Here is a 12,463-nt window from a genome sequence, read left to right as displayed (position 1 = left end):
GAGGATTGGGGGAAGTTCGATGACGAAAATGTCAGCCGATGCCGAGGGCATCGTCGCGTACAGCGCGGCTGCTGAGGTGATGGCCACGGAACTGGCCACCGCGGCGGCTGGTTCGGTTGCCTCCGACCCCACTCTGCTCGGCCCCATCATGGGTCTCATCGGCGGCGATTTCACCGCCGCCTACTCTGCCGCGCACGCGGGTCACGTGGCGGCGATCGCCCAGCTGTCCGCGGTCATGGGCAGCATGGGGCTGGCCACCGCCAGCGCCGCGACGACTCTTGTCGAGACCGACCTGAACAACGCGGCCGGGATCACCGCCACCGCGGGCGAACTCGGTACCGACGCATGATCGACCTCAGCGGGCTGGCCCAGCCCCTCCTCGATCTGCTGTCGAGCTTCGGCACCGGCGTGCTCGGCGCCGGCGGCGCTTCCGACGGCTTGCGCTCGACCTCGACCAACCTCGACCAGATCTATCAACAGGGTCGCTACAGCATCAACAACGTGAACACCGCGTGGGACGGCCAGGCCGTCGACGCGGCCACCTCCAAAGCGCTGCGCGTGCAGACGTCCTCGGCCACCCTGTCCGACAACGGCACCGAGATGGCGACCGTCGTCGACCAGGCCGCCGCCTACGTGGAGACCGGGCAGAAAGAGCTCGACGGGATCGTCAACTCGTTCCTGTCCCAGGTGTCCGCGCTCAGTCCCACCCTTGGCACTCCCGCCGGTCTGACCGCCGTGGTGAGCTCGGCGATCGACCACATCGGTCAGGGCATGGGCGTCGTCGGCCGCGTGCAGGACGAAATGGGCACCCAGACCGCCGCGATCCAGGAACTCACCCCCGCACCGTCGAGCACGTCGCTGGCGAGCGTCTCGTCCGGCGCGAGCAACCTCGTGTCCTCGGCGTCGAGTTCCGGTCTGCTCTCGACCGCGGCGAGCGCAGGCAGCACGGTGCTCAGCGCCATGGGCTCGGGTCTGTCGACGGCGATGGGCGGCAGCAACAGCAGCACCTCGAAGTCGACCACCACCGGCGGCACGGGCGCGGGTGCGGGCACGGGAACGGGCGGATCGACGGGGTCGTCGGCCGGTTCGTCGACCGGGTCCGGCACCGGCGTCAAGATCACCCTGCCCGACGGCAGCACGGTCGAGGCTCCCAACGAGAAGGCAGCGACCGCGGTCCGTTCGGCCATCGGCGCGGTCGGCACCCCGTATGTGTGGGGCGGCAACGACCCCCAATCGGGCATCGACTGCAGCGGGCTCACCAAGTACGCCTACGGCGAGGCCGGGGTCGAACTGCCGCGGTTGGCGCAGGAACAGCACATCGGCAATCCTCAGGTATCCCCCGGTGACCTGATGCCGGGCGATCTGGCCGTGTGGGACGGCCACGTCGCCATGGTCGTCGGCAACGGGCAGCTCGTCGAGGCGGGCGATCCGGTTTCGATCAGTTCCATCCGAACGGAGAACAGTGGCATGGAGTTCTACGGCTTCTACAGGCCCACCGAATGAGCGGCACGCCGATCCCCGAGGTGCCCAACGTGGAGTCCGCGGTCAGCACCAACCGGTCGGGCACGATCTCGGTCCGCGCGACCAGCATGGGTCTGCCGATCGCGATCAAGTTCGAGCGCAGCGAGTACCAGTTCGGCGCCCAAGCGCTGGCCGACGAGATCCTGCGCCTGACCCGGCGCTCGACCATCGCCGCCGCCGCCCGCCTTCGCGAGGTCTACAGCGAGCAGGCGCAGATCCCCGATGACCTGCTCGACAAGATGAACCTGCCCACCCGGCGTCAGGCGGTCGACGAGCTCGATCGCATCGACGACGCCGACACCGGTCAGACGAGTTGGATGAGGCCACTGTGAGTGCGGAAATGGACGCCCTGGTCGCGGGCGTCACCGGAAAGCTCGAGGCGCTCGAAGCGGCGCTGTACGGTTTGAAGCAGGTCAACGGGCGTTTCACCACCGAGGACGGGCTGGTCACCGCCGAGGTGAACAGCGAGGGCGCCGTCGTCGCCCTGACACTGGACGAAGGCATCACCGCGCTGGCGCCCACCGAGGCCGCCGCGCTCATCCTGGCCGCCTGCAAACAGGCCACCGAGACCGCCGGCGAGGCACGTTCCAACATCATTGCGACACTGAACGAATCGCTCACCGGACCGAGTGCACAGCCCGACGGGCAATTAGCACCCGGGCCGGATAGTGCCCGGCGCTCGAGCTAGCTAGGCTTCGCGTCATGGCTTCTGGAGACATCGTCCCGATCGAGCTCGGTCTGACCGATGGCGATCTCGTCACCCTGTGGGCACCGCGCTGGCGCGACGGTGACGACGAGTGGGAGGCGTTCCTCGGTCACGAGGACGACCTCTACGGATTCGAGTCCGTTGCGGAGCTGGCGGCGTTCATCCGCACCAACTCCGACAACGACCTCGTCGACCACCCGTCCTGGGCGGTCATCGTCGGTCTTTCGGCCGCTGAGCTGGAGCCGGAGGAGAACTTCAGCTTCGATCTGGTCTCCGTGCCGGAACTGGCCGCGGGCGAACCCGACGTCGATGTCATCGGCGAGCTCGAGGACACCCTGGCGATGGTGCGCAATATCGCCGAGGTGTGCGAGCTCGACGTGGTGACCAAGTTCTTCGGCAACAACCCGGTGCTCGGCGCACTGGCCAGCGGGGCGAGCACGTTCGTCGGCCGCGACGGCGAAGAGCTGTGGGACCAGGTCGGCGCCGCGATCGTCAAGGGCTGGGACGACGTGCTCGACGCGATCGACGGCGTCGTGACCACCCCCGAGGTCGACGCGGCCGCGGTCGCCGTCGCCGAGGCGGAACTGCTGGCGGCCGAGGAGAACGAGGTCGACGCCGACGATGTCGCCGAGGAGGAGGAAGAGTTCGAGAACGTCGACCTCACCGCCACCGACGACGACGAAGAGGAGTCCTTCTGGGACGAGGTCGGCATCGACCCCGTCAAGATCGTCACCTCCGACGGCGAGCAGTTCACCCTGCGGTGCTACCTCGACGACGAGCCGATCTTCCTCGGCGACGGCCGCAGCATCACCGTCTTCGGTTCCGAGCGCGCACTGGCCCGCTACCTGGCCGACGATCACGAGCACGAGCTGGCCCGGGTGTCGACCTTCGCCGAGGTGCAGACCGCGGCGGTGGACGGTTCGCTCGAGGTCGAGGTGACCGACGAGAACGTCTACGTGCTCACCGGTCTGGTCGACGATCTGGCCGAGGGGCCGGAGGCGGTCGACATCGAACAGCTCGACCTCGCTGTCGAACTGTTCAGCGACGCCGCCGACTACGCCGACGACGACAGCGTGGAATCCGCTCTCGCACAGTCGAATCCGCTCGGCTGGTACGTCTCCTACCTGCTCAACCCGGATCCGAACCGGATGGCGCCGAACCCGCCGTACGCGTCGGAGGCCCAGCAGTTCCGCGACCTGCAGCGTGCGTTCGAAGCCCGACTCGTCAGCGAGTAGTTCTCGACAGGTCAGGGGTGGCGCCGATGCGGCGCCACCCCTGATCCATGTCAACCGAGCAGTACCGCGTAACCCGGCTTGATCACTTCGTCGATGATCTTCAGCCGGTCCGGGAACGGGATGAAGGCCGACTTCATGGCGTTGATGGTGAAGCGTTCCAGGTCGCTCCAGCCGTAGCCGAAGGTGTCGACCAGCTTGCGCATCTCCTCGCTCATGGAGGTGTCGCTCATCAGCCGGTTGTCGGTGTTGACGGTGACCCGGAAGCGCAGGCGGGCGAGCAGGTCGAACGGATGCTTGTCCAGCGAGGGCACCGCGCCGGTCTGCACATTCGACGAGGGACACAGTTCCAGCGGCACCCGCATATCGCGCACATAGTTCGCGACGAGGCCGAGCTGCGCGTCCTCGATGTCGCCGGGAACGCTGATGTCGTCGGTGATCCGCACGCCGTGGCCGAGCCGATCACAGCCGCAGAACGCCAGCGCCTCGTGAATCGACGGCAGGCCGAACGCCTCACCCGCGTGAATCGTGAAGTGCGCGTGGTTGGCTCGCAGATACTCGAAAGCGTCCAGGTGCCGGGTGGGAGGGAATCCCGCCTCGGCGCCGGCGATATCGAACCCGCCGACGCCGCTGTCGCGGAACCGGACGGTGAGCTCCGCGATCTCGCGCGACCTGGCCGCGTGCCGCATCGCGGTGAGCAGACACGTCACCCGAATGGCATTGCCCTGCTCGGCCGCGATCGCCTCGCCCTCGCGGAATCCCGCGAGCGTGTGCTCGACCACCTCGTCGAGCGTGAGGCCCTTCTCCAGATGCTGCTCGGGCGCGAACCGCACCTCCGCGTAGACGACGCCGTCGGCCGCGAGGTCGATGGCGCACTCCCGCGCCACCCGGCGCAGCCCCTCGGGGGTCTGCATCACCGCGACCGTGTGCGCGAACGTCTCCAGATACCGCTCCAGCGACCCACTGTCGGCGGCGTCGCGGAACCACGCCCCCAGCCTCTCGGCATCGGTAGCGGGTAATTCGTCATAGCCGCAGTCCGCGGCCAGCTCTAGCACCGTCGAGGGCCGCAGACCACCGTCGAGGTGATCGTGCAGCAAGGCCTTCGGTGCGCGTCGGATCGAAGCAAGGTCAAGGGGCGCCGGTCCAGTCATGTATAGACGGTAGCGGCCCGCGCCGATCCCGGCAGCGAAGTCCCCACGTGGCAACCGTCTCGTTGATTATCCGTCCCGCGAAGGACTATTGCGGGCCATCCGGCGTGCGCGAACCCCGGGGCTCGCCCTCACTCGATCCGCCCGAGCACCAGCTCCCCCGGCTTGCCGTCGGGCGCGGAATCGATCGTCACCGCATCGGCGAGCGCAGCCGAAGCCCCGGCGAACGCCTCCGGCGTATCGGTGTGCAGCGTCAACAAGGGCTGGCCAGCCACCACCGAATCCCCGGGCTTGGCATGCATCTCGATGCCTGCCCCCGCCTGCACCTTCTCCCCCTGCCGCGCACGCCCCGCACCGAGCCGCCACGCGGCGACCCCCACCCCCATCGCGTCGAGTCGAGTGAGCACCCCGCTCGATTCCGCCCGCACGATCTCGCTGTGGCGCGCGACCGGCAGCGCGGCATCCGGGTCCCCGCCCTGCGCCTGAATCATCGCGCGCCAGTGATCCATCGCCCGACCGTCGGCGAGAACATCGGCGGGATCGATCCGCAGCCCCGCCTGCGCGACCATCTCCCGCGCCAGCGTCAACGTCAGCTCGACCACATCCGCGGCTCCCCCACCAGCGAGAACCTCCACCGACTCGGCCACCTCCAGCGCATTGCCCGCGGTGCGCCCGAGCGGTGTATCCATCGCGGTGAGCAGCGCGACGGTCTTCACTCCCGCATCGCGTCCGAGCTCGACCATCGCGGTCGCGAGTTCGCGAGCGCCGTCGAGCGTCTTGAGGAAGGCTCCCGAGCCGACCTTCACATCCAGCACCAGCGCCGCCGTCCCCTCGGCGATCTTCTTGCTCATGATCGAACTCGCGATCAACGGAATCGACTCGACCGTCCCGGTCACATCCCGCAGCGCGTAGAGCCGCTTGTCGGCGGGGGCGAGATCGGCGCCCGCCGCGCAGATCACCGCGCCGATCGCCGGGTCGGTCAGGATCTCGCGCATCCGGGGCACGCTCACGTCTGCCTGCCAGCCGCGGATCGCCTCGAGTTTGTCCAGCGTCCCGCCGGTGTGCCCGAGCCCACGCCCCGACAACTGCGGCACCGCCGCCCCACAGGCGGCCACCAGCGGAGCCAACGGGAGGGTGATCTTGTCGCCGACCCCACCGGTCGAATGCTTGTCGACGGTCGGTCGCGGCAGGTCGGTGAAGTCCGTCCGGGTACCGGACCCGATCATCGCCGCCGTCCACCGCGCGGTCTCGCGCCGGGTCATCCCCCGCCACACGATCGCCATGGCCAGCGCCGACATCTGCTCATCGGCCACGATCCCCCGGGTGAACGCGTCCACCACCCAGTCGATCTGTGCGTCGGACAGCTCTGCGCCGTCGCGCTTGGTAGTAATGACTGAAACCGCATCTAATCCGCCTCCCCGCGCCTTCGAGCCAGACTCAGGCGCCGGCCGACTCACGTCGGCGACTGGCGGCAAGTGGGTGGAGCGTTCGTTCGTTCCCGACGAGTTACCCATGTGCCCACTAAATCAGTGGTTACGCGCCTTCGCCAGCCCGACCGGCCGCCAGGTCATCCGGCCCGAAGGCATAGGGCAGCAGCTCCGACAGCGGCTTCGGGCCGTCGGCGTGATCGACCAGCAACTCGCCCCCGCCGTGTTCGAACAGCAGCTGACGACAGCGCCCGCACGGCATCAGGATTTCGCCCCGGGAATCGGTCACGGAGACGGCGATGAGACGCCCGCCACCCGACACGAATAAGTTACCGACGAGTACACATTCGGCACACAGGGTTAGCCCATATGAGACATTTTCCACATTGCATCCGCTCACAATTCGGCCATCCGCACTGAGAGCAGCGGCGCCGACCGGGAAACCCGAGTACGGGGCATACGCCGACCCCATAGCGCGAATTGCCATGTCATGCAACGTATTCCAGTCGATGTCGGGCATCGAAAACCTCCAGCGGATCCCGCCGAACACAGGGAAACAGGGGCCGAAACACCAGTATTCGGCATCGGGAAAGGTAAACCTAACTCGCCTGTTTTACGCGCAACGCACGGCACGCCGAATTAGTTCCGCGAAACAGAGGGGATTAGAGTTCAGCGAAGATCGGTTCAGGTTCCCGGCGGCGGGCGAGCGCTCGAGAATACAGCGCAGCCACCTGGGCATTTGCCTCTCCACGCATGCCGGCGTCGGATCTGTGACCGGGTCCATCAACGACGTTGGAGGCACCGCACTCTATGACCACGATAGAAGCTCCGGCTCCGGCCCAGCCGAAGCGGAAGACGCTGTACCGCGGCGACCCCGGCATGTGGTCCTGGGCGCTGCACCGGATCACCGGTGTCACGCTGTTCTTCTTCCTCTTCGTGCACGTGCTGGACACGGCATTGGTCCGGGTCAACCCGGACACCTACGACCACTCGATCGCGATCTACAAGAACCCGGTCGTGGCGTTGATGGAGATGGGTCTCGTCGTCGCCGTCCTGTTCCACGCCCTCAACGGCGTCCGGGTCATCCTGGTCGACTTCTGGTCCCAGGGTCCGCGATTCCAGAAGCAGATGCTGTGGATCGTCCTCGCCATCTGGATTCTGGTCTCCGCCGCCGGCATCGGCCGCCAGTTCTTCTACCTGCTGACGGAGCACTGATATGTCTGCACCTGTCCTCGGCAAGTCCTACGATCGCCCGGCCAGCCTCGACTCCCCGCGCTCGCCGCGTGGCAAGTCCAACGGCAACTTCGAGAAGTACGCATGGCTGTTCATGCGCATCTCGGGCCTGTTCCTGATCGTCCTCGTACTCGGCCACATGTTCATCATGTTGATGATCGACGGTGGCGTGAACCGGCTGAACTTCGCGTTCGTGGCCGGTCGCTGGTCCAGCCCGTTCTGGCAGTTCTGGGACCTGTCCATGCTGTGGCTGGCTCAGCTGCACGGCGGCAACGGTCTGCGCGTCATCATCGACGACTACTCGCGCAAGGACTCCACCCGGTTCTGGCTCAAGACCATTCTCGCGATTTCGATGATCCTGGTCGTCGCTGTGGGCACGTACGTCATCTTCACCTTCGACCCCAACATCACAGGTTAGGAACAGGCCACCTCGCATGAGTGAATCCCGTCCGATTCAGGAGCATCGCTACGACGTGGTCATCGTCGGCGCCGGTGGCGCGGGCATGCGCGCGGCGATCGAGGCCGGCCCGCGCGCTCGTACCGCGGTCCTGACCAAGCTGTACCCGACCCGTAGCCACACCGGCGCGGCCCAGGGCGGTATGTGCGCCGCGCTGGCCAACGTCGAAGAAGACAACTGGGAATGGCACACCTTCGACACCGTCAAGGGTGGCGACTACCTCGTCGACCAGGACGCCGCGGAGATCATGGCCAAAGAGGCCATCGACGCGGTCATGGACCTGGAGAAGATGGGCCTGCCGTTCAACCGCACGCCCGAGGGCAAGATCGACCAGCGTCGTTTCGGTGGCCACACCCGTGACCACGGCAAGGCGCCCGTGCGTCGCGCGTGTTATGCCGCCGACCGCACCGGTCACATGATCCTGCAGACGCTCTACCAGAACTGCGTCAAGCACGACGTCGAGTTCTACAACGAGTTCTACGTGCTCGACCTGGTGATGACCGAGTCCGATCGTGGCCCCGTCGCCACCGGCGTCGTCGCCTACGAGCTGTCGACCGGCGAGATCCACATCTTCCACGCGAAGTCGATCGTGTTCGCCACCGGCGGCTCGGGCCGCATGTACAAGACCACCTCGAACGCGCACACGCTGACCGGTGACGGCATGGCGATCGTGTTCCGCAAGGGCCTGCCGCTCGAGGACATGGAGTTCCACCAGTTCCACCCGACAGGCCTCGCGGGCCTCGGCATCCTCATCTCCGAGGCTGTTCGCGGTGAGGGCGGCATCCTGCGCAACGCTTCCGGCGAGCGCTTCATGGAGCGCTACGCCCCCACCATCAAGGACCTCGCGCCGCGTGACATCGTCGCCCGCTCGATGGTGCTCGAGGTGGCCGAAGGCCGTGGCGCCGGCCCGAACAAGGATTACGTCTACATCGACGTGACCCACCTCGGCGCCGACGTGCTCGAGGAGAAGCTGCCCGACATCACCGAGTTCGCGCGCACCTACCTCGGCGTCGACCCGGTCTCCGAGCTCGTACCCGTCATGCCGACCTGCCACTACGTGATGGGCGGTATCCCCACCCGCATCCGTGGCGAGGTCCTGCGCAACAACACCGACGTGGTCCCCGGCCTCTACGCCGCCGGTGAGTGCGCCTGCGTGTCGGTGCACGGCGCGAACCGTCTCGGCACCAACTCGCTGCTCGACATCAACGTGTTCGGCCGTCGCGCCGGCATCGCGGCCGCCGAGTACGCCAACCGCACCGAGTTCGTCGAGATGCCGGAGAACCCGTCGCAGATGGTGATGGACTGGCTCGAGCTGATCCTGTCCGATCACGGCAACGAGCGCGTGGCCGACATCCGCACCGAGCTGCAGGCCACGATGGATGCCAACGCGGGCGTGTTCCGCACCGAGGAAACCCTCAAGAAGGTCCTCACCGACATCCACACGCTCAAGGAGCGCTACACCCGGATCACGGTGCAGGACAAGGGCAAGCGCTACAACAGCGACCTGCTCGAGGCCGTCGAGCTGGGCTTCCTGCTCGAGCTGGCCGAGGTCACCGTCGTCGGCGCGCTCAACCGCAAGGAATCGCGTGGCGGCCACGCCCGCGAGGACTACCCGGACCGCGACGACGTGAACTTCATGCGGCACACGATGGCGTACAAGGAGGGGCCGGAGCTCATCTCCGAGATCCGCCTCGACTTCAAGCCGGTGGTGCAGACCCGCTACGAGCCGATGGAGCGTAAGTACTGATGACTGCTGCAGTCGATACCGCAAAGCAGAAGCCGGCGCCGGTGCCCGAGGGCTCGGTCATGGTCACCGTCAAGGTGGCCCGCTTCAACCCGGAGAACGGCCAGGGCGCCTACTGGGATTCGTTCCAGGTGCCGGTCCTGCCGACCGACCGCTTCCTCAACGTGCTCATCTACATCAAGTCCTACCTGGACGGCACCCTCACCTTCCGACGCTCCTGCGCCCACGGTGTGTGTGGCTCCGACGCCATGCGGATCAACAATGTGAACCGCCTGGCGTGCAAGGTGCTGATGAAGGACCTGCTGCCCAAGGGCGACAAGACCCTCACCATGACCGTCGAGCCGATCCGCGGCCTGCCCGTGGAGAAGGACCTCGTGGTCGACATGGAGCCGTTCTTCGACGCGTTCCGCGCGGTGAAGCCCTACCTGATGACCTCGGGTAACGAGCCCACCCGCGAGCAGATCCAGAGCCAGGCCGACCGGGCCCGCTTCGATGACACCACCAAGTGCATCCTGTGCGCCTGCTGCACCACCTCGTGCCCCGTGTACTGGACCGACGGCAGCTACTTCGGTCCGGCCGCGATCGTGAACGCGCACCGCTTCATCTTCGACAGCCGGGACGAGGGCGCCCGCGAGCGTCTCGACATCCTCAACGACGTCGAAGGTGTCTGGCGCTGCCGCACCACCTTCAACTGCACCGACGCGTGCCCCCGTGGCATCGAGGTCACCAAGGCGATCCAGGAAGTCAAGCGGGCCCTGCTCTTCACCCGCTGATCTTTCCCGCTCGGCACCGGCCGTCCACACCGAAAGGTGTGGGCGGCCTTTGTCGTTCGTCGGCACTTGCGGGAATGCCGACGGAGTAGATAGTGTTGCTATCCATAGCAGATAGTTTCAGTATCCATTCTGGGAGTACCGATGATCACCCTCGTAGCCCTGATCGGCTCGCTCGTAGTCTTCCGAACGCTGGGAGCACTCGGCGTGACCCGATTCGCCTCGTGGTCCGCCAGCGCCGCCCACGCACTGGCCGTCATGCTCGTGATGACGGGGACCGCGCACTTCATGCCCGCGAGCGTCACCGTGATGCCGAACTACACCGACATGGTCGCCATGATCCCGCCCTTCGTCCCATTCCCCGGCTTCATGGTCCTGGCCAGCGGCGTCCTGGAACTCCTCGCCGCCGCCGGTCTGATCCTCACCCGCACCCGCCGACTAGCAGGCTGGGCCCTGGTCCCCCTGTTCCTCCTGCTCCTGCCGGCCAACATCTACGCCGCCCTCAACGACATCCCCTTCGCGGGAGAGCCCGCCTCGCCCCTGTGGCAGCGAATCCCGGAACAGGCGCTGTACATCGGGTTCGCCGTGTGGGCCACCCGATCAGCACCCCGTGTCGTGCCCGCGCTACGGCGTCGCGAACCGTCGACCGCCTGAGCGCGTTCGGCTGGCCCCGTCCCCATCGAAAGACGCAGGCTGCCTTTGCCGTTCACTAGGATTGCCGGGTGTCGCAGACATGGATGCCGGTATTCGGCTACAACAACAAAGTCGCCCCGGCGAGCGGAATGCTGCTCGCCGGGTCCATAGCCGTCCTCATGACGCTCTGGCTCCCGCTCTTCGAGGTCGACCGCAGTCGAGGCCGACGAACCTACTCATTGTGGGACCTACGCGAAGTCGGCGCCCCCGGCTTACCGCTGCTGGTCTTCGGCGCGGCCTTGCTGGTCGTCGCAGGTTTCGTCACATACCGGCGACACCTTCCGAGAGCGTTGCTGTCCTGCCTCGCGGTCGCCGAAGCCCTCGGCATCCTGATCGCGCTGAGCATCGGATTCACGATCACCTTCGCAAGCCTGGACTATCCAGCCTCCACTTCCATCTCGTTCCACCCCTGCCTGCTGATCCTCATCGGCGGACTCGCCACTGCCCTTGTCGGCTCATGGCAGCAGCCGAAATTCCACGATCACTGACCCGGAACGGCCGAGTAGAACAGCTCTCTCCGCGATGAGCTAGTAGTAGCGGGCCGCGGCGTCCAGGACGGCGGTTCGGTAGGAGCGGCCGAAGAGGACGGCGTGGGCCAGTAGGAGGTGGAGTTGGTGGAGGGGGATGCGGGTTTGCCAGTCGGGGGCCAAGGGGTGGACTTCGTTGTAGGCGGCGATGATTCGGGGTAGGTAGGGGGCGCCGCCGAAGAGGGACAGGGTGGCGAGGTCCGTTTCGGGGTGGCCTCCGTGGGCGGCGGGGTCGATCAGCCAGGGGGTGTCGGAGAGGCCCCAGAGGATGTTTCCCGGCCAGAGGTCGCCGTGGATTCGGGCGGGGGGTTCGATGGGGGCTTCGATGTGGATCGATTCGATGGAGGTGGCGTCGGCGGGGTCGAGGGCGCCCGCGTCGACGGCGAGCTTCAGGTGCGGCAGGATTCGGCGCTCGCGGTACCAGGTCGGCCAGTCCTGGCCGGGGGTGTTGTCGAGGGGCAGTCCCGCGAGGAAACCCTCGGCGGCAGCGCCGAATCCGGGGGCGCCCGCGTCATGGGTGAGCGCCAGTCCGGCACCGAACCGTTCGGCGGCGGTGGCGCTCGGCTCGGCGTGGTCGATCCACTGCATCAACAACAGTTCGCCGGTCTGGGCATACACCTCCGGCACCGCCACCCCACCGGCCTCCCGCAACCAACGGAGCCCCTGCGCCTCCCCCTCGAAAAGTCCCGACGGAGCAGGCACCGGCGCGGCGGTCGGGACGGCGGATATCCCGCCCGGCCAAGTCTTGAGAAACAGGTGGGTCCCGTCGTCGAGCACGATCCGCTCGGCGACACTGATCGACCCACCCGAGACAGGCGTAGTCCGTAGCCGCTGATGAGCGAGAAACGTCGGCAACAGGTGCGGGTTCGCACGCAGAAACGGCAGGTCCACGCCGCCATCTTGCCCAAGTACCGCCGGTGACTGTCTACGAATCGGGAGATCCCCGGACCACACAGCCAAGTCGGCAGCGTCCGAGCTCCTTGTAAACGGGTATTACTAAACGCT

The 12,463-nt window shown here is 66.8% G+C and carries 15 protein-coding genes; 11 read left to right on the top strand and 4 right to left on the bottom strand.

The window, feature by feature from the left end:
• The first annotated feature begins 19 nt into the window (after window positions 1-19).
• Genes QX204_RS03190 through QX204_RS03170 form a run of 5 tightly spaced genes read left to right on the top strand, consistent with a single transcriptional unit; the run spans window position 20 to window position 3,462 of the window.
• A complete protein-coding gene (locus tag QX204_RS03190; protein ID WP_056818089.1) occupies window positions 20-349 on the top strand; it encodes a hypothetical protein in 330 nt (109 codons plus the stop codon).
• A complete protein-coding gene (locus tag QX204_RS03185) occupies window positions 346-1,503 on the top strand; it encodes a C40 family peptidase (RefSeq protein ID WP_301905098.1) in 1,158 nt (385 codons plus the stop codon). Before QX204_RS03190 ends, QX204_RS03185 begins: the two co-directional genes overlap by 4 nt.
• Window positions 1,500-1,853 (top strand): hypothetical protein, encoded by a 354-nt coding sequence (locus QX204_RS03180; RefSeq protein ID WP_301905097.1) that lies wholly within the window; start codon window positions 1,500-1,502, stop codon window positions 1,851-1,853. The genes QX204_RS03185 and QX204_RS03180 overlap by 4 nt, the downstream gene beginning before the upstream one ends.
• Window positions 1,850-2,209: a YbaB/EbfC family nucleoid-associated protein gene (locus QX204_RS03175; protein WP_301905096.1), complete on the top strand. Its 360-nt coding sequence runs from the start codon at window positions 1,850-1,852 to the stop codon at window positions 2,207-2,209. Before QX204_RS03180 ends, QX204_RS03175 begins: the two co-directional genes overlap by 4 nt.
• Window positions 2,210-2,223: 14 nt before the next feature.
• Window positions 2,224-3,462, top strand: coding sequence for a SatS C-terminal domain-containing protein (locus tag QX204_RS03170; protein ID WP_301905095.1), 1,239 nt, complete (start codon window positions 2,224-2,226; stop codon window positions 3,460-3,462).
• A 50-nt stretch (window positions 3,463-3,512) separates the two neighbouring features.
• Here the strand turns inward: QX204_RS03170 and QX204_RS03165 are convergent, their stop codons facing one another.
• From QX204_RS03165 to QX204_RS03155, 3 genes are all read right to left on the bottom strand, one after another.
• Window positions 3,513-4,610: an adenosine deaminase gene (locus QX204_RS03165; protein WP_301905094.1), complete on the bottom strand. Its 1,098-nt coding sequence runs from the start codon at window positions 4,608-4,610 to the stop codon at window positions 3,513-3,515.
• 128 nt (window positions 4,611-4,738) lie between these two features.
• Window positions 4,739-6,121 (bottom strand): thymidine phosphorylase, encoded by a 1,383-nt coding sequence (locus QX204_RS03160; RefSeq protein WP_301905093.1) that lies wholly within the window; start codon window positions 6,119-6,121, stop codon window positions 4,739-4,741.
• Window positions 6,122-6,140: 19 nt separating this feature from the next.
• The gene (locus QX204_RS03155; protein ID WP_301905092.1) at window positions 6,141-6,554 is read right to left on the bottom strand and encodes a cytidine deaminase; all 414 of its coding nucleotides are present in this window, start codon (window positions 6,552-6,554) and stop codon (window positions 6,141-6,143) included.
• A 290-nt stretch (window positions 6,555-6,844) separates the two neighbouring features.
• Here QX204_RS03155 and sdhC point away from each other — a divergent pair, with 290 nt between their 5' ends.
• The 6 genes from sdhC to QX204_RS03125 all read left to right on the top strand — a co-directional run bounded on the left by sdhC (window position 6,845) and on the right by QX204_RS03125 (window position 11,419).
• Entirely contained in the window at window positions 6,845-7,249 is a 405-nt protein-coding gene (sdhC, locus tag QX204_RS03150) for a succinate dehydrogenase, cytochrome b556 subunit (protein WP_056818101.1), read from the top strand.
• 1 nt (window position 7,250) lies between these two features.
• Window positions 7,251-7,685: a succinate dehydrogenase hydrophobic membrane anchor subunit gene (locus QX204_RS03145; RefSeq protein WP_301905091.1), complete on the top strand. Its 435-nt coding sequence runs from the start codon at window positions 7,251-7,253 to the stop codon at window positions 7,683-7,685.
• Window positions 7,686-7,719: 34 nt separating this feature from the next.
• On the top strand, window positions 7,720-9,471 hold the full coding sequence (gene sdhA, locus QX204_RS03140; protein WP_056819186.1) for a succinate dehydrogenase flavoprotein subunit: 1,752 nt from the start codon (window positions 7,720-7,722) through the stop codon (window positions 9,469-9,471).
• Window positions 9,471-10,241 (top strand): succinate dehydrogenase iron-sulfur subunit, encoded by a 771-nt coding sequence (locus QX204_RS03135; RefSeq protein WP_301905090.1) that lies wholly within the window; start codon window positions 9,471-9,473, stop codon window positions 10,239-10,241. The genes sdhA and QX204_RS03135 overlap by 1 nt, the downstream gene beginning before the upstream one ends.
• A gap of 141 nt (window positions 10,242-10,382) precedes the next feature.
• Entirely contained in the window at window positions 10,383-10,892 is a 510-nt protein-coding gene (locus QX204_RS03130) for a DoxX family protein (RefSeq protein ID WP_301905089.1), read from the top strand.
• A gap of 68 nt (window positions 10,893-10,960) precedes the next feature.
• The gene (locus QX204_RS03125) at window positions 10,961-11,419 is read left to right on the top strand and encodes a hypothetical protein (protein ID WP_301905088.1); all 459 of its coding nucleotides are present in this window, start codon (window positions 10,961-10,963) and stop codon (window positions 11,417-11,419) included.
• A 39-nt stretch (window positions 11,420-11,458) separates the two neighbouring features.
• On the opposite strand, the gene QX204_RS03120 is transcribed toward QX204_RS03125, so the two are convergent.
• Window positions 11,459-12,349 (bottom strand): fructosamine kinase family protein, encoded by an 891-nt coding sequence (locus QX204_RS03120; RefSeq protein WP_301905087.1) that lies wholly within the window; start codon window positions 12,347-12,349, stop codon window positions 11,459-11,461.
• Window positions 12,350-12,463 lie beyond the last annotated feature (114 nt).

This window comes from Nocardia sp. PE-7, assembly GCF_030486425.1.
In the GTDB taxonomy this organism is placed as follows: Bacteria; Actinomycetota; Actinomycetes; order Mycobacteriales; family Mycobacteriaceae; genus Nocardia; species Nocardia salmonicida_A.
Note: the sequence above shows the minus strand (reverse complement) of the source record. Positions and strands in the feature narration are given on the sequence as shown.